15 protein-coding genes are annotated in these 15,641 nt (G+C 70.3%); 8 read left to right on the top strand and 7 right to left on the bottom strand.

What is annotated here, in order from left to right:
* Window positions 1-32: 32 nt before the first annotated feature.
* Both metX and metW read left to right on the top strand, forming a co-directional pair.
* Window positions 33-1,175, top strand: coding sequence for a homoserine O-succinyltransferase MetX (gene metX / locus FHT26_RS12565; RefSeq protein ID WP_168560454.1), 1,143 nt, complete (start codon window positions 33-35; stop codon window positions 1,173-1,175).
* A complete protein-coding gene (metW, locus tag FHT26_RS12560) occupies window positions 1,172-1,756 on the top strand; it encodes a methionine biosynthesis protein MetW (protein ID WP_168560453.1) in 585 nt (194 codons plus the stop codon). The genes metX and metW overlap by 4 nt, the downstream gene beginning before the upstream one ends.
* A 103-nt stretch (window positions 1,757-1,859) precedes the next feature.
* On the opposite strand, the gene FHT26_RS12555 is transcribed toward metW, so the two are convergent.
* The 5 genes from FHT26_RS12555 to FHT26_RS12535 form a co-directional block, all read right to left on the bottom strand.
* Entirely contained in the window at window positions 1,860-2,054 is a 195-nt protein-coding gene (locus tag FHT26_RS12555; RefSeq protein WP_056813541.1) for a hypothetical protein, read from the bottom strand.
* Complete coding sequence (locus FHT26_RS12550; protein ID WP_246867848.1) at window positions 2,054-2,368, bottom strand: hypothetical protein; 315 nt, start codon at window positions 2,366-2,368, stop codon at window positions 2,054-2,056. The genes FHT26_RS12555 and FHT26_RS12550 overlap by 1 nt, the downstream gene beginning before the upstream one ends.
* An 82-nt stretch (window positions 2,369-2,450) precedes the next feature.
* A complete protein-coding gene (locus FHT26_RS12545; RefSeq protein WP_246867847.1) occupies window positions 2,451-3,053 on the bottom strand; it encodes a chalcone isomerase family protein in 603 nt (200 codons plus the stop codon).
* A gap of 48 nt (window positions 3,054-3,101) precedes the next feature.
* The gene (locus tag FHT26_RS12540; RefSeq protein ID WP_168560451.1) at window positions 3,102-4,223 is read right to left on the bottom strand and encodes an S-adenosylmethionine:tRNA ribosyltransferase-isomerase; all 1,122 of its coding nucleotides are present in this window, start codon (window positions 4,221-4,223) and stop codon (window positions 3,102-3,104) included.
* Window positions 4,220-4,933, bottom strand: a complete 714-nt coding sequence (locus FHT26_RS12535) for an SDR family NAD(P)-dependent oxidoreductase (RefSeq protein ID WP_168560450.1) — start codon at window positions 4,931-4,933, stop codon at window positions 4,220-4,222. Before FHT26_RS12535 ends, FHT26_RS12540 begins: the two co-directional genes overlap by 4 nt.
* Window positions 4,934-5,063: 130 nt before the next feature.
* On the opposite strand from FHT26_RS12535, the gene FHT26_RS12530 reads away from it, so the two are divergent.
* On the top strand, window positions 5,064-5,669 hold the full coding sequence (locus FHT26_RS12530; protein WP_168560449.1) for a helix-turn-helix domain-containing protein: 606 nt from the start codon (window positions 5,064-5,066) through the stop codon (window positions 5,667-5,669).
* 124 nt (window positions 5,670-5,793) lie between these two features.
* On the top strand, window positions 5,794-6,756 hold the full coding sequence (locus tag FHT26_RS12525; RefSeq protein WP_168560448.1) for an MBL fold metallo-hydrolase: 963 nt from the start codon (window positions 5,794-5,796) through the stop codon (window positions 6,754-6,756).
* A 60-nt stretch (window positions 6,757-6,816) separates the two neighbouring features.
* Here the strand turns inward: FHT26_RS12525 and FHT26_RS12520 are convergent, their stop codons facing one another.
* Entirely contained in the window at window positions 6,817-7,587 is a 771-nt protein-coding gene (locus FHT26_RS12520; protein WP_168560447.1) for a DeoR/GlpR family DNA-binding transcription regulator, read from the bottom strand.
* Window positions 7,588-7,685: 98 nt separating this feature from the next.
* Between FHT26_RS12520 and FHT26_RS12515 the strand changes: the two genes are divergently transcribed.
* Window positions 7,686-8,864, top strand: coding sequence for an MFS transporter (locus FHT26_RS12515; RefSeq protein WP_168560446.1), 1,179 nt, complete (start codon window positions 7,686-7,688; stop codon window positions 8,862-8,864).
* Here the strand turns inward: FHT26_RS12515 and FHT26_RS12510 are convergent.
* Window positions 8,794-9,495, bottom strand: coding sequence for a TetR family transcriptional regulator (locus FHT26_RS12510; RefSeq protein WP_168560445.1), 702 nt, complete (start codon window positions 9,493-9,495; stop codon window positions 8,794-8,796). The two genes, FHT26_RS12515 and FHT26_RS12510, sit on opposite strands and share 71 nt — an antisense overlap.
* A gap of 227 nt (window positions 9,496-9,722) precedes the next feature.
* Here FHT26_RS12510 and FHT26_RS12505 point away from each other — a divergent pair, with 227 nt between their 5' ends.
* Genes FHT26_RS12505 through FHT26_RS12495 form a run of 3 tightly spaced genes read left to right on the top strand, consistent with a single transcriptional unit; the run spans window position 9,723 to window position 15,631 of the window.
* Window positions 9,723-10,994 carry an efflux RND transporter periplasmic adaptor subunit gene (locus FHT26_RS12505; protein WP_490362786.1) on the top strand — a complete coding sequence of 424 codons (1,272 nt, stop codon included), beginning with the start codon at window positions 9,723-9,725 and terminating at the stop codon, window positions 10,992-10,994.
* 40 nt (window positions 10,995-11,034) lie between these two features.
* Entirely contained in the window at window positions 11,035-14,223 is a 3,189-nt protein-coding gene (locus FHT26_RS12500) for an efflux RND transporter permease subunit (RefSeq protein WP_168560443.1), read from the top strand.
* Window positions 14,216-15,631, top strand: a complete 1,416-nt coding sequence (locus tag FHT26_RS12495; protein WP_168560442.1) for an efflux transporter outer membrane subunit — start codon at window positions 14,216-14,218, stop codon at window positions 15,629-15,631. Before FHT26_RS12500 ends, FHT26_RS12495 begins: the two co-directional genes overlap by 8 nt.
* Window positions 15,632-15,641: the final 10 nt, after the last annotated feature.

Here is a 15,641-nt window from a genome sequence, read left to right as displayed (position 1 = left end):
ACGCCGGTTTTCTTTTCGGGGTGTGTGTCCACATGAGTTCCGTGGGTGATGTGAAACCGCAGGTGATGCAGTTCAACGAACCGCTGCCGCTGCGCAGCGGCGCGAAGCTGAGCGACTACACGCTCGTCTACGAAACCTACGGCACGCTGAACGCCGACCGCAGCAACGCGGTGCTGGTGTGCCACGCGTTGAACGCGTCGCACCATGTGGCCGGCACGCTGGCGGGCGAGCCGCGCAGCGAAGGCTGGTGGGACAACCTGGTCGGCCCGGGCAAGCCGCTCGACACCGACCGCTTCTTCGTGATCGGCATCAACAACCCCGGTTCCTGCTTCGGCTCGACCGGCCCGATGCATGTCGACCCGGCCACCGGCCGCGTCTACGGCGCCGATTTCCCGGTCGTCACGGTGGAGGACTGGGTCGATGCGCAGGCCCGGCTGCTCGACCGGCTGGGCATCGACCAGCTCGCCGCGGTACTCGGCGGCAGCCTGGGCGGCATGCAGGCGTTGAGCTGGTCGCTGCGCCACCCGGACCGGCTGCGCCACTGCATCGCGGTGGCGACCGCGCCGAACCTGTCGGCGCAGAACATCGCGTTCAACGAGGTCGCGCGGCGCGCGATCGTCACCGACCCCGAGTTCCACGGCGGCCACTACTACGGCTACCGCGTGGTGCCGCGGCGCGGGCTGCGGGTGGCGCGGATGATCGGCCACATCACCTACCTGAGCGACGATGCGATGGAGGCCAAGTTCGGCCGCGGCCTGAAGAGCGGCGCGCCCGGCTACAGCACGCAGGACATCGAGTTCGAGATCGAGAGCTACCTGCGCCACCAGGGCGACAAGTTCAGCGAGTACTTCGACGCCAACACCTACTTGCTGATCACGCGCGCGCTCGACTACTTCGACCCGGCGCGCGAGCACGGCGGCGACCTGAGCGCGGCCTTCGCGGCCGCGCGCTGCAAGTTCCAGCTGGTGAGCTTCACGACCGATTGGCGCTTCTCGCCGGCGCGCTCGCGCGAGATCGTGCGCGCGCTGCTCGACAACCGCTTCGACGTCAGCTACGCCGAGATCGACGCGCCGCACGGCCACGACGCCTTCCTGCTCGACGACGCCCGCTACCACGGGGTGCTGCGGGCGCGCTTCGACAACATCGCGAAAGAGTTCGCCGGAGCCCGGGCATGAGCGATCGCAAGGACATCGAATTGATTGCGGCGATGGTGCCGCCGGGCTCGCGCGTGCTCGACCTGGGCTGCGGCAACGGCGAGCTGCTCGCCCACCTGCGCGACAAACGCCAGTGCAGCGGCTACGGCATCGAGATCTCCGACGCCAACGTGCTGTCGTGCACGCAGCGCGGCGTCAACGTGATCCAGCTGAACCTCGAGGAAGGGCTGTCGATGTTCGAGGACCGCAGCTTCGACGTCGTGCTGCAGCTCGACACGCTGCAGCACCTGCGCAACACCGAACGCATGCTGCTCGAGACGGCACGCGTCGGCCGGGTCGGCATCGTCAGCTTCCCGAACTTCGCGCACTGGGCGAACCGGCTGCGCATCGCGAGCGGGCGCATGCCGGTCACGAAGGCGCTGCCGTACGAGTGGTACGACACGCCGAACATCCGCGTCGGCACGTATGCGGATTTCGAGGTGCTGGCGCGCAAGAGCGGGCTGCAGATCCTCGATTCGTTCGGCATCCAGAACGGCACGGTGCGCCGGCGCCGGCCGAACCTGACCGCGAGCGTCGCGGTGTTCAAGTTCGAAAAGGTGTGAGCTAGGGCCTGTCAACGCTACGGGAAGGCTCGCGCCGGTGCCTGCCAAGGCGCTGGGCCGAAGGGTGATCTCATCAAAAGGGCACCCGCGGCGTTGACAGGCCCTAGTCTTTCGTCAGGCGCTTCAGCAGCGCCGCGCCGGTCAGCAGTTCGAGCTGGGCTTCGAGCCGGATCACGCGGCCGGTCAGGTCTTCGATCTTCTGCTGTTGGGATTTCATGGCCTCGGACTGGCGGTTGACCTTGTCCTCGAGCTTGATGACGGAGGTGAACGCACTCCAGACCTTGTCGGTGACCCCCATCAGGCGGCTTTGCGCGCCGGGGTGCGGGCGGCCTGGGCTTCCATCGCGGCAATGCGCTGGTTGCTGGCGGCGATGAAGTCGAGCGCGTCGTCGATCGACGCGGCGGCGCGGTCGGCGGCGTCCCGCGCCGCTTCGGCCAGGGCCTGCAGGTCGGCCTCGCCTTCGGTGGTTTCGTAGGCTGCGGCACCGCGGCGCATCAGTTCGGAGATCGGCAGGCCGAGCCGCTCGGCCTTCGCGGCGATCGCCTTCTTTTCCTGGGAGGTGGCTTGCACCACGATGCGTTCAACGGCTCCGGACACGGCGCGCTCCAGCAAGTTCGAGGGATGGACATGATATGTACATGATCCCGCCGCAGCTGGCAAGCGCGGCGGAGGCATCGCCCCGCCGGAGCCGCTGCTATTCCTTGTCGCGCCCCAGCAGCGCGGCCTTCAGCAGGTGGTCGGCCGGCGCATCGCCGACCCAGATCTTCAGCACCATCGCGAAGAACTCCGCATCGCCCACCGGCTCGCCCTGCGGCTGGCCCAGGATGTAGAAGGTGGTGCCCTTGCCCGGCACGAACTCCATCGCGAAGGTCTCGCCGGCCGCCATCTTCGAGCGACCCGAGAAGATCTCGATCAGCCGGGTCGCCGACAAGGTGTGCTTCTGCACCATCTCCTTCGGCGAGTTCTCCGACATGCCCTTGATGAACAGCCGCCCGAGGTCGGTGCCCGGCAGGTCGCGCAGCGCAGTGAACTGCAGCCGCTTCGGACCGGGCAGCGCGATCAGCTCTTCCGGCGTGCCGACCTTCTTGCTGGTGTACAGCCCCAGGTCGTAGACCTTGAAGATGGCCTTGAAGCGCGTGCCCGCACCGTTCAGCAGCAGCGGCGTGCCCTGCACCTGCAGCATCGGCTCGAACCTGGTCGTCGTCTGTGCCGCCTGGGCAGCGCCGGCGATCAAGGCCAGCCCGAGCGTCAGGGCGGCGAAGGGGGTGCGGATCGCGTGGGTGCGAATCAAGATCATGCGTCTCCTCGGGACCATCTGTTTATAGGGTGGCGCGATTATTCGGGCTTATGCGGGCCGCAACAAGCCGGCGAACCCGGCCTGATCGACCGATCGCACGATCGTTCGTGAACCCTGGCGCGGTGATCTTTGGGAACTCCGCGCGTTTTCGACCAGCACCGTATCGCCGAACTCGTGCGTGCGGTAGCCGCCAGCCGCCAGCGCGGCGTCGGCACGGCGCAGCACCGCGGCATCGACGAAGGCCTGCAACAGCGCGTGGTGGCTGCTGCCCGGTTCGTGCGTGCCGCTGACGATCGCGTCGACCACCTGCAACCGGCTGTGCGGCCCGAGCCGCTGGTTGGCCAGGCCCTCGCCGGCGCGCAGCGGCCCGGCCTGCGCTGCATGCTCGAGCGCCCGCGTGACGGTGGTGCCGAGCGCGACGATCCGGCCGCCGCTGCGCCGCGTGTCGGCGATGGCCTGCACCGTCGCCGCCGGCAGGTGGTAGGGCTCGTCGAACGGCAGCCGCGCGTCGAGGGCCGCATCGCCGGTCGACGACAGGCCGGCCGCATGCGTCAGCGTCGCGAAGCCGATCGCGCGCTCGCGCAGCGCGTGGAGCATTTGCCAGTCGAGCACGAAGCCGGCCGACGGCGGCTCGAACGCGACCGGCTGCGCCGCGACACGCGTCCACACGTCCCACAGCGCGAGCGCTTGCGGCACGTGGGCGTACTGGATCGGCCGGCCGTGGCGGGCGATGCCGGCCCGGATGCCGTCGCCGTCGCCGTCGAAGCGCAGCTCGACCAGCCGCGGGTGGTCGAGCAGGCGCGCGATGCTCGCCTGCAGCGGGCCGAGCTGCAGCCGGTCGCCCGCACTCAGGGGCGGTGGCGCGGGACGGTCTTCGGTGCGGGTGCGGAAGTCGCCGGCACCGAAGACGACCGCGGTGAAGTCGTGCACCGCATCCACCTGCAGCGACGCCCGCCCGGCCAGCCGCACCTCGATCGCAGCGCCGCTGCGCAGGTGCGTGCCGTGCAGGCTGGCCGGCAGCGTCGCCGCATCGTTGGCGACCAGCAGGTCGCCGGGGCGCAGCCAGTGCGCCAGTTGCGCCCGCGCGGCATGGTGCAGCTCGCCGTGCCGGTCGATCACCAGCAGGCGCGCGTCCCGCGGGCGCTGGGTCGGCACCGCGGCGGCCCTCATGCGGCCTCCCGGCGCGCGACGGTGCTGGCGATCAGCGCGACGATCGGCCGCGCCGCATCGGCCGGGCGCCGCAGCGCGGCCGGGTCGGCATCGGGCACGGCCAGCGCATGCAGCGGCGTGTCCATGTCGCCCGGGTCGACCGAGAACACGCGCACGCCGTGCTCGCGCAGCTCGGCATCCCAGATGCGGCTCAGGTGGTGCAGCGCCGCCTTGCTGGCACCGTAGGCGCCCCAGCCGGGATAGGGCGTGACGGCGGCATCGCTGCTGATGTTCAGCACCAGCGATGTCGCGCCACCGCGTGCCGACGCGGCCAGCGCGCCGAGCAGTGCCTTGCCGAGGCGGAACGGCCCGAGCAGGTTGGCCGCGAGCGCGGTTTCGAGGTCTTCGCATTCGGTGTCGGCCAGCAGCGCGAGTGGCACCGGGCCGAGGCTCGACGCGTTGTTGATCAGCACGTCCAGCCCGCCGAGCGCGGCCGTGACCTGCAGCGCGATCGGGTGGATGTCGTCGCGGCGCGCGATGTCGCCGACGATGCCGTGGCTGCCGGGCAGGTCGTGCGCGACGCGTCTCACGCGGGCCGCGTCGCGGGCGACGAAGGCGACGCGCGCGCCGCGCGCCGACAGCGCTTGCAGCAGCGCGAGGCCCAGGCCGGAGGTGCCGCCGGTGATCGCCACGCGCAGGCCGGCCAGCGGATCGTTTCGAAGGGTGTTCATGAAGGGCTCCGTGAAGTGATGGCCCGACGATAGGCAGCGCCCGACGCGGCGCCCAGCGCGCCGTCCGCCGTGTTGGCGAAGCGTCCGTTCCGTCGTCACGGCGTCGCCATCTGGTCACAATGCGGGCCTGATGAGCGAGCCCGCCGCCCCTTCCACCGATCCCGCCAGCCCGACGGCCAGCCACCTGGCCCGCAACCTCGTCGGCCTGCGCCATGCGCGCGGGCTGACGCAGGACGGCCTTGCGAAATCGGCGGCCTTGCCGCGTTCGACGATCGCGACGCTGGAGTCCGGCGACGGCAACCCGTCGCTGTCGGTGCTGGTGAAGGTGGCCGGCGCGCTCGGCGTGCCGATCGACGAGCTGCTGGCCTCGCCGCGCGCGATGGTGCGCCACTGGGCCGCCGACGAGGTCGCGCTGCGCAGCCGCCCGGCCGGCAAGGGCCGCGGCGTGCGCTTGCGCGTGCTGGTGCCCGAATCGGTGCCCGACGAGATGATGGAGGTGATGGACTTCGAACCCGGCGCGGTGATGGGCGGCACGCCGCACCTGCCGGGCACGCGCGAGTTCTTCACCTGCCTGGACGGCCGCGTGAACCTGATGGTGGCCGGCGAGCGCTACACGCTGGCCGAAGGCGAGGTGCTGGCCTTCCCGGGCAACCTGCCGCATTCCTATCAGAACGCCGACGCGCTCGCGCCGGCGCGCGGGATCTCGCTGGTGGTCCTCGCGAAAGCAGGCGCGTAGCCCCGGATACCGATCCGGGAATCGTCCGCCGCTCGCGGATGGCGCTTCGCTCCATCCGGGCTGCAGGGGAATGCAGAGCGCCCTATGCTCTCGCCCGCACTTTTGCACCCGAGGAGAAATTCGAATGACATTCACGCCCTGGATTCGCAACGGCATCGCCGCGCTGGTCGGCTCGCTGGTACTCGCGGCCGCCGCGCAGGCTGGCGCGCCGCAGGTCAAGACGCAGGCGCCCGGCTTCTACCGGATGATGCTCGGCGACATCGAGATCACCGCGCTGAACGACGGCACGCTCGACCTGCAGCCCAAGCAGCTGCTGACCAACACGACGCCGCAAGAGGTCGGCAAGCTGCTCGGCAAGGGCTTCGAGAAGGACGTCGTGCAGACCTCGGTCGACGGCTACCTGGTCAACACCGGCAGCAAGCTGGTGCTGGTAGACACCGGCGCCGGCAGCCTGTTCGGCCCGACGCTCGGCAGCCTGGTCGCCAATCTGAAGGCCGCCGGCTACCAGCCGGAGCAGGTCGACGAGATCTACATCACCCACATGCACGGCGACCACGTCGGCGGGCTGGTGGCCGACGGCAAGCTGGTGTTCCCCAATGCCATCGTGCGCGCCGACCAGCATGACGCCGACTTCTGGCTCAGCAAGGAGAACCTCGACAAGGCCCCGGAAAAGATGAAGGGCTTCTTCCAGGGCGCGCAGGCCTCGCTGAACCCGTACGTCGCCGCCGGCAAGTTCAAGCCCTTCGACGGCGAGGTCGAGCTGGTGCCGGGCGTGCGCGCGATCGCCGCGCGCGGCCACACGCCGGGCCATTCGATCTATGCGGTCGAATCCAAGGGCAGCAAGCTGGTGCTGTGGGGCGACCTGATGCACGTCGCCGCGGTGCAGTTCCCGCAGCCGCAGGTCACGATCGCGTTCGACACCGATTCGAAGTCGGCCGCGATCCAGCGCAAGAAGGCGTATGCCGAGGCCGCAAAGGAAGGCTACCTCGTCGCCGCGGCCCACCTGCCGTTCCCGGGCATCGGGCACATCCGCGCCGAAGGCCGCGGCTATGTGTGGATCCCGGTGGACTACCAGCAGATCAGGTAAGGATTGACGACCCCTCGCCCGGCGGGTACGCCGGGCGGTCCCCCGGCCCGCCCTGCCGCCTCACCGAGGGGTGACCACCACCTCGACACCAAGCGCCTGGACTTCGGGCCAGGCGCGGTCGCTGACCAGCGTGTGCACCTCGCTCCACTGGCCGACGGCGAACGGCGACACGTTGTTCTGCTTCGAGTGATCGGCCAGCACCATCGTGCGGGCCGCGGCGCCGATCATCGCGCGCTTGGTCGCGGCATCGGCCTCGTCGGTGACGGTGATGCCCATGCGCAGGTCGACCGAGCACGCGCCCGGCACCGCCCAGTCGGCGCGGCACTGCCGCAGCATCGCGCGCGCCGCCGGCCCCCACAGCGCACGCGCCTGCGTGTGCCAGGTGCCGCCGGTCAGCACCAGTTGCACGCCGGGGTCGCGGTCGAACAGCGCCGCCACGTCCAGCGAGTTCGTGATCACCGTGACCGGCCGCACCGCCAGCGCGCGCGCCAGGCTCAGCGAGGTCGAGCCGGCATCGATGATCACCGTCTGTCCCGCCTCGATCAGCGCCGCGCCGGCCCGGCCGATCGCCTGCTTCGCATCGGCCATCACGTCGGCGCGTCCGGCGAAATCGAGCCGCGCGGTGTCCAGCGACACCGCGCCGCCATGCGTCTTGTGCAGCGCGCCCTGTGCCTGCAGGTCGAGCAGGTCGCGGCGGATCGTGTGCTCGGACACGCCCATCATCCGAGCAAGGTCGAGCACCTCGACGCGCCCCTTCTCCTGCAGCAGCTTCAGCGTGCGAGCACGGCGCTCTTCGCCGAACCAGGGAGGGGCAGGTGTCTTGCGGACCATCGTGGCGCGAATTCTAGCTTGCCCGTCCCGGTCGCTTGCTCTAATATGCTCGAACTTGATCGATTTCGCTCAAGCTTGTCACGCCTTCCGGAGCCGCCATGTCCTCCTCCCCCACCGCCTCGCGGGCCGAGCACCTCGCGATGGCCGCCGTGTTCTTCGCCAACGGCGCCGGCTTCGCGAGCTGGGTCTCGCGCATCCCGGCGGTGCGCGATGCGCTGAGCCTGAGCGAAGGCCAGCTCGGCATGGCGCTGCTGGCGATGGGCGCTGGCGCGCTGGTGTCGTTCCAGCTCGCCGGACGCGGCATCGGCCAACTGGGCGCGCGCGGGCTGACGCTCGCGACCGGCTTCGTCTACTGCTTCCTGCTGCCGCACCCGGTGCTGGTCGGCTCGCTGCTGCCGCTGGCGTTCACGCTGTTCCTGCTCGGTGCGGCCAACGGCGCGATGGATGTCGCGATGAACGCGCTGGCGGTCGAGGTCGAGTCGCGCCGCGGCAAGCCGATCATGTCGGGCCTGCACGGGCTGTGGAGCGCCGGCGGGCTGTGCGGCGCGGCGCTCGGCGGCACGATGGCGCACCACGGCGTCGCGCCGGGGCTGCACATCGGCGTGGTCGCCGCGCTGCTCGCGCTGGTGCTGCTGGTCGCGATGCGCTGGCTGCAGGCCACGCCGCCGAAGCCGGCCGAGCCGGCACCGCATTTCGCGCTCCCCGAGCCGGGCATGGGCGGCCTCGGCGCGATCGTGTTCTGCGCCTTCCTGATCGAAGGCGGCATGGCCGACTGGAGCGCGGTCTACGTGAAGGACGGCCTCGGGCTGAGCGCCGCGCTCGGCGCCTTCGGCTATGCGGCCTTCGCCTGCGCGATGATGGTGCTGCGCCTGGCCGGCGACAAACTGATGGCGGTGTGGCGCGCTGCCACGTTGCTGCGCGCCGGCAACGCGGTGGCCGCGCTGCTCTTCGCAACCGCGCTGCTCACGCAGCATGCCGGGCTGACGCTCGCGGCCTTCGTCGCGGTCGGGCTGGGCGTCGCCACGGTCGCCCCGCTGGTCTTCGGCACCGCCGCGCGGCGTGCGCGCCGAGGGCCGGGCCAGGGCATCGCGGCGATGGCCACGCTCGGCTACGGCGGCTTCCTGCTCGGCCCCCCGCTGATCGGCTGGCTCGCGCAACTGACCAGCCTGCGCTTCGCACTGCTGGTGCTGGCCGGGCTGGCAGCGACTATCGCGCTGCTCGCCCACCACCTCGACGAGCCCCGGTCGGCGCGGGCGACGAACCCGGCACGGGCGTGATCGCCGGCACGGGCGGCGGCGGCGCCATGCCCGCCAGATAGCCTTCCAGCGTCTGCCGGCCGACCCGCACCAGGTCGAACGAGTCCGGCTCCAGCAGCCAGGTGCGGATCAGCCCGTCGATCAGCGCATGCAGCCCGATCGCCGCCGTGCGCGCCGGCGTGCGCAGCACGATCTGGTGGCGCTGCACCGCCCGCTTCAGCGCGCTCTCGACGCGCCCGAGCATCTCGTTGTGCACCTGGCGGTGCCGCTCCCACACCTTGTCGAGATCGTCGATGTACTCGACCTTGTGGGATGCGATGTCGAACACCCGCCGCACCTGCGGGTCGTGCACCGTCTTGCGCAGGGCATCGACAAAGCTTTCCAGAATGTGATCCACTGGCGCGTCCAACTGCGGGTCGTCGCTCGCGTGAACCATCTGCTCCATCGGCAAGGTCACGCGCAGCATCATCGCGTTGAAGAGGTCGCCCTTGTCCTTGAAGTGCCAGTAGATGGCGCCGCGGGTCAGGCCGGCCGCCAGCGCGATGTCGTTGAGCGAAGTGCGCGACACGCCACGCTCCTGGAACACCAGCTCGGCGGTGTCCAGGATGTGGCTGCGGGTGGCCTGGGCCTCTTCTTTCGTGCGTCGCGCCATCGCGTGGCGACTCCTCGGTGATCGGTGCCGGTAAGCACTCCGTAAGAGCGCAGCCGCTACCGTGCAGGTAAATGGGACGTTTACATTCAATCGTGTATGTATACTAACCCGCATCGTCGACAAGTCCAGCCAGGTTCTCACCCGGCCTTTGCGCTTTGTCGGCTTTTCCCCAGCTCATCAGGCGCCCGCGGCGGGCGCAGCATCCGGAAGGGATTTGCATGTCTGCGTTGAAGAACGTCGCGGCGGAAAGTGCTGCTGTTGTGTCCCCGGTCCGTGGCGCGCTGAAAGCGCTGCCGCTGGCGATCGTCGCCGCGTTGCTGGTGGCCTGCGGCGCCAAGGACGGCGCAGCCGGCGGCGCCGGTGCCGCCCCGGGTGGCGCCGGCGCACCGCCGCCGCCCGAGGTGGGGGTCGTGACCGTCGCGCCGCGCGAGGTCGGCCTCGTGACCGAACTGCCGGGCCGGCTCGAAGCCTCGCGCGTCGCGCAGGTGCGGGCCCGCGCGGCCGGCATCCTGCAGAAGCGGCTGTTCCGCGAAGGCAGCGACGTGAAGGCCGGCCAGCCGCTGTTCCAGATCGATGCGGCGCCGTACCTCGCAGGCCAGCAGAGCGCCCAGGCCACGCTGGCGCGTGCGCAGGCCAACCTGACGCAGGCCACCGCGCAGGCCGAACGCTACAAGCCGCTGATCGAGGCCAACGCGATCAGCAAGCAGGACTTCATCAACGCTGTGGCGGCGCAGAAGTCCGCCGAGGCCGATGTCGCGTCGGCCCGCGCCGCGCTGCAGACCGCGCAGATCAACCTCGGCTACGCCGCCGTCACCTCGCCGATCGCGGGCCGCATCGGCCGCGCGCTGGTGACCGAAGGCGCGCTGGTCGGCCAGGGCGAGGCGACCCAGCTCGCGGTGGTGCAGCAGATCAACCCGATGTACGTGAACTTCACGCAGTCCACCACCGAGACGTTGAAGCTGCGCAAGGCCCTCGAGGCCGGCAAGCTCAAGCGTGCAGGCAGCGGCGAGGCCGCCCAGGTGCGCATCGTGCTGGAAGACGGCACCGAGTACGCGAAGCCCGGCCGGCTGCTGTTCTCCGACCTGACGGTCGACCCCACGTCGGGCCAGATCACGCTGCGCGCCGAGGTGCCGAACGCCGACGGCCTGCTGCTGCCCGGCATGTACGTGCGCGTTCGGCTCGAGCAGGCGCAGGTCGACGGCGCGATCGCACTGCCGCAGCAGGCGGTCACCCGCAGCAACCAAGGCGACACCGTGATGGTGGTCGGCGCGGACGGCAAGGTAGCACCGCGGCCGATCAAGATCGGCTCGGCCGCGCAGGACGGCCAGTGGCTCGTCACCGACGGCCTGAAGCCCGGCGAGCAGGTGATGGTCGACGGCTTCCAGAAGCTGCGCGGCCCGGGCCCGGTGAAGCCGGTGCCGTGGCAGCCGCGCGCGGCGTCGGCCGCGGCGGCGGCATCGGCCTCCCCGGCGCCGGCTTCCGCCGCGTCCGGCGGCTGAGCCTCGTACCTCCCAAGACAGAACCAGCGAGCCTCCTTCCATGGCCAAGTTCTTCATCGATCGCCCCATCTTCGCGTGGGTGATCGCGCTGTTCATCATCGTGCTCGGCAGCGTGGCGATCACGCAGCTGCCGGTCTCGCAGTACCCACCGGTCGCACCGCCCTCCATCGTCGTGTCGGCCACCTACCCCGGCGCCTCGGCGCAGACGCTCGAAGACAGCGTGATCAGCGTCATCGAGCAGGAAATGAACGGCTCGCCCGGCCTGCTCTACATGGAGTCGGTCAGCCAGGCCAACGGCACCGGCTCGATCACGATCAGCTTCGAACCCGGCACCAACCCGGACCTGGCGCAGGTCGACGTGCAGAACCGGCTGAGCCGAGCCGCGCCGCGGCTGCCGTCGGCCGTCACGCAGCAGGGCGTGCGGGTCGACAAGGCGCGCTCGAACTTCCTGCTGTTCACGATCCTCTCGTCCGACAACCCGGCCTACGACCCGATCGCGCTCGGCGACTACGCGTCGCGCACCGTGCTGCCTGAAATCCAGCGCATCCCCGGCGTCGGCCAGGCCCAGCTGTTCGGCACCGAGCGTGCGATGCGCGTCTGGATCGATCCGGCCAAGCTGGTCGGCTTCAACCTGTCGGCCGCCGACGTCGCCGCCGCGATCCGCACGCAGAACGCGCAGGTCTCGTCCGGCACCATCGGCGACCTGCCGAACCTGCCCGGCCAGTCGATCTTCGCGACCGTGGTCGTCAACGGCCAGCTCAGCAACGTCGAGCAGTTCGGCAACATCGTGCTGCGGGCGAACGCCGACGGCTCCACGGTGCGCCTGAAGGATGTCGCCCGCATCGAGCTCGGCGCGCAGACCTACGCCACCTCGGCGCGCCTGAACGGCAAGCCGTCGACCGGCATCGGCGTGCAGCTCTCGCCGAGCGGCAATGCGCTCGCCACCGCGACCGCCATCCGCAAGCGCATGGACGAGCTCGCGCGCTACTTCCCGCAGGGCGTCAAGTACAGCGTGCCGTACGACAGCTCGCGCTTCGTCAAGATCTCGATCTCGCAGGTGGTGGAGACGCTGCTCGAGGCGGTCGCGCTGGTGTTCGTCGTGATGTACCTGTTCCTGCAGAACTGGCGCTACACCGTGATCCCGACGCTGGTCGTGCCGATCGCGCTGCTGGGCACCTTCGGCGCGCTGCTCGGCCTGGGCTTCTCGATCAACGTGCTGACGATGTTCGGCATGGTGCTGGTGATCGGCATCGTGGTCGACGATGCGATCGTCGTGGTCGAGAACGTCGAGCGCATCATGAGCGAAGAGGGGCTCTCGCCGCGCGAGGCCACCCGCAAGGCGATGGGCCAGATCTCCGGCGCGATCGTCGGCGTGACGGTGGTGCTGATCTCGGTGTTCGTGCCGCTCGCGTTCTTCGCCGGCTCGATCGGCAACATCTACCGCCAGTTCTCGGCGGTGATGGTGGCGTCGATCGCGCTGTCGGCCTTCATGGCGCTGTCGCTGACGCCGGCGCTGTGCGCGACGCTGCTGAAGCCGGTCGAGGCCGGCCACCACCACGAGAAGACCGGCTTCTTCGGGTGGTTCAACCGCGGCTTCGCCCGCACCGCGAAGGGCTACGAAGGCTGGGTCGCGAAGATCCTGAAGCGCGCCGGCCGCTTCCTGATCATCTACGCGGCGATCATCGCCGCGGTGGGCTGGACCTTCTCGCGCCTGCCGGCCTCGTTCCTGCCCGCCGAGGACCAGGGCTACATCATCGTCAACGTGCAGCTGCCGCCGGGTGCCACCGTGAACCGCACGGTCGAGGTGATGCAGCAGGTCGAGGGCTTCATCCTGAAGCAGCCGGAAGTGCAGAGCATGGTCGGCGTGCTGGGCTTCAGCTTCTCGGGCCAGGGCCAGAACGCCGGCCTCGCGTTCGTCACGCTGAAAGACTGGGACGAGCGCAAGGGCGCGCAGCATTCGGCGCAGGCGCTGGCCGGCCGTGCGTTCGGCGCGCTGATGGGCGTGCGCGATGCCTTCATCTTCCCGCTCAGCCCGCCGCCGATCCCTGAACTGGGCACCTCGTCGGGCTTCGCGTTCCGGCTGCAGGACCGCGGCGGCAACGGCCACGCGGCGCTGCTGGCGGCACGCAACCAGCTGCTGGGGCTCGCGGGCCAGAGCAAGATCGTCGCGGGCGTGCGCCCCGACGGCCTGGAAGACGCGTCGCAGCTGCAGATCGACGTCGACCGCGACAAGGCGAACGCGCTGGGCGTGAGCTTCGATTCGATCAACTCGACCCTGTCGACCGCCCTTGGTTCGGCCTACATCAACGACTTCCCGAACGCCGGCCGCCTGCAGCGCGTGGTGGTGCAGGCCGATGCGCCGGCCCGCATGCAGCCGGACGACCTGCTGCGCCTGAACGCGTTGAACAGCAAGGGCCAGCCGGTGCCGCTTTCGGCGTTCGCGACGACGCGCTGGATCAGCGGCCCGGTGCAGACCATCCGCTACAACGGCTACCCGACGATGCGGCTGGCCGGCGATGCCGCGCCGGGCCGCAGCACCGGCGAGGCGATGAACGAGATGGAACGGCTGGCGGGCCAGCTGCCGCCGGGCTTCGCGTTCGAATGGACCGGCCAGTCGCGCGAGGAGAAGCTGTCGGGCTCGACCGCGTTCATCCTGCTCGGCTTCTCGCTGCTGGCGGTGTTCCTGTGCCTCGCGGCGCTGTACGAGAGCTGGTCGATCCCGCTGTCGGTGATCCTGGTGGTGCCGCTCGGCGTGCTGGGCGTGGTGCTGGCGGCCACCTTCCGCGGCCTCGAGAACGACATCTACTTCAAGGTCGGCCTGATCACGGTGATCGGGCTGAGCGCGAAGAACGCGGTGCTGATCATCGAGTTCGCGAAGGACCTGCATGCGCAGGGCAAGGGGGTGGTCGAGTCGGTGCTGGAGGCGGCGCACCTGCGCTTCCGGCCGATCCTGATGACCTCGATGGCCTTCATCCTCGGCGTGCTGCCGCTGGTGGTCGCGTCGGGCGCAGGCTCGGCGAGCCAGCGCGCGATCGGCACCGGCGTGATGGGCGGCATGTTCAGCGCGACGCTGCTGGCGGTGTTCTTCGTGCCGGTGTTCTTCGTCGTCGTGCGCCGCATCTTCAAGGGCAGCGAGCGGCAGCGCCGCATGTATGCCCACGAATTGAATGGCAACCCGGCACCCGCCGCCCCGGCGGCCGGCACGGCGAAGGATGGTTCCCATGAGTGATTTCCGAAGCCCCCGGCTGCTGCGCGGCCCGGCCCTGGTCGCCACCGCGCTGCTCGCGGCCGGCTGCACGATGATCCCGACCTACGAGCGCCCGCCGGCGCCGGTGCCCGGCTCGTTCGCGGGAGAGGCAACCACCGCGCGGCCCGGCCCGAAGGCGAGCGACATCGAATGGCAGAGCTACTTCGCCGACGAGCGGCTGAAGCGGCTGATCGACCTGTCGCTGAAGAACAACCGCGACCTGCGGGTCGCGGTGCTCAACATCGAGCAGGTGCGGGCGGCCTACCAGATCAAGCGCGCCGACGAATGGCCGACGATCAACGCGGCCGCGAGCGGCCTGCGCCAGACGGCCGGGCCCGACACGATCAACAGCACCTACAGCGTCGGCCTCGCGGTCTCGGCCTACGAGCTCGACCTCTTCGGCCGGGTGCGCAGCCTGAGCCAGGCGGCGCTCGCGCAGTACCTGGCGACCGAGGAGACGCGCAAGGCGGTGCAGATCAGCCTGATCGCGTCGGTCGCCAATGCGTACTTCAACCTGCTGGCCGACGACGAGCTGCTCGACGTGACCCGTCAGACGCTGAAGACGCGCGAGGATTCGCAGAAGCTCACGCGGCTGAAGTTCGACAACGGCGCGAGCTCCGAGCTCGACCTGCGGCAGGCCGAATCGCTGCTCGAAGCGGCCCGCGTGTCGCTCGCGCAGCAGACGCGCCAGCGCCTGCTGGACGAGAACGCGCTGGTGCTGCTGCTCGGGCAGGCGCTGCCCGACGACCTGCCGGCCGGCGTGTCGCTGGTGGCCGACCAGGTGCTGCCGGAGGTACCGGCCGGGCTGCCGTCGGACCTGCTGAACCGCCGGCCCGACGTGCGCGCGGCCGAGCAGCAGCTGATCGCGGCCAACGCCAACATCGGCGCGGCGCGCGCGGCGTTCTTCCCGCGCATCACGCTGACCGGGCTGGTCGGCTCGGTCAGCAGCGACCTGTCGGGCCTGTTCAAGAGCGGCTCGTTCGGCTGGAGCTTCCAGCCGCAGGCGACGCTGCCGATCTTCGACGCCGGGCGCAACAAGGCCAACCTCGACAGCGTGAAGGTCGGTCGCGAGATCGCGCTGGCGCAGTACGAGAAGGCGATCCAGACCGCGTTCCGCGAGGTCTCCGATTCGCTGGCCGGCCGCGCGACGCTCGGCGAACAGGCGCGTGCGCAACGGGCGCAGGCCGATGCCGAGCAGGCGCGCTACCGGTTGGCCGACCTGCGCTACCGCAACGGCGCGGCGAGCTACCTCGACGTGCTCGATGCGCAGCGCTCGCTGTTCGCCGCGCAGCAGGCGGTGGTGCAGGTGCAGGCGCAGCAGGCGCAGAACCTGGTGACGCTGTACAAGGCGCTGGGTGGGGGGTGGAAGGACGCGGGGGCGGCGAACTGATCAGCGCGGC

The organism is Rhizobacter sp. SG703, assembly GCF_012275445.1.
Taxonomy (GTDB): domain Bacteria; phylum Pseudomonadota; class Gammaproteobacteria; order Burkholderiales; family Burkholderiaceae_C; genus Rhizobacter.
The sequence above is the reverse complement of the archived record's forward strand: the minus strand, read 5'-3'. Positions and strand labels throughout refer to the sequence as shown.

What these genes read in the sequence shown, in the direction of transcription:
- metX (WP_168560454.1), top strand. Translation starts at nt 33, where the DNA reads ATGAGTTCCGTGGGTGATGTGAAACCGCAGGTGATGCAGTTCAACGAA.
- metW (WP_168560453.1), top strand. Translation starts at nt 1,172, where the DNA reads ATGAGCGATCGCAAGGACATCGAATTGATTGCGGCGATGGTGCCGCCG.
- FHT26_RS12555 (WP_056813541.1), bottom strand. Translation starts at nt 2,054, where the DNA reads ATGGGGGTCACCGACAAGGTCTGGAGTGCGTTCACCTCCGTCATCAAG.
- FHT26_RS12545 (WP_246867847.1), bottom strand. Translation starts at nt 3,053, where the DNA reads ATGATCTTGATTCGCACCCACGCGATCCGCACCCCCTTCGCCGCCCTG.
- FHT26_RS12540 (WP_168560451.1), bottom strand. Translation starts at nt 4,223, where the DNA reads ATGAGGGCCGCCGCGGTGCCGACCCAGCGCCCGCGGGACGCGCGCCTG.
- FHT26_RS12535 (WP_168560450.1), bottom strand. Translation starts at nt 4,933, where the DNA reads ATGAACACCCTTCGAAACGATCCGCTGGCCGGCCTGCGCGTGGCGATC.
- FHT26_RS12530 (WP_168560449.1), top strand. Translation starts at nt 5,064, where the DNA reads ATGAGCGAGCCCGCCGCCCCTTCCACCGATCCCGCCAGCCCGACGGCC.
- FHT26_RS12525 (WP_168560448.1), top strand. Translation starts at nt 5,794, where the DNA reads ATGACATTCACGCCCTGGATTCGCAACGGCATCGCCGCGCTGGTCGGC.
- FHT26_RS12520 (WP_168560447.1), bottom strand. Translation starts at nt 7,587, where the DNA reads ATGGTCCGCAAGACACCTGCCCCTCCCTGGTTCGGCGAAGAGCGCCGT.
- FHT26_RS12515 (WP_168560446.1), top strand. Translation starts at nt 7,686, where the DNA reads ATGTCCTCCTCCCCCACCGCCTCGCGGGCCGAGCACCTCGCGATGGCC.
- FHT26_RS12510 (WP_168560445.1), bottom strand. Translation starts at nt 9,495, where the DNA reads ATGGCGCGACGCACGAAAGAAGAGGCCCAGGCCACCCGCAGCCACATC.
- FHT26_RS12500 (WP_168560443.1), top strand. Translation starts at nt 11,035, where the DNA reads ATGGCCAAGTTCTTCATCGATCGCCCCATCTTCGCGTGGGTGATCGCG.
- FHT26_RS12495 (WP_168560442.1), top strand. Translation starts at nt 14,216, where the DNA reads ATGAGTGATTTCCGAAGCCCCCGGCTGCTGCGCGGCCCGGCCCTGGTC.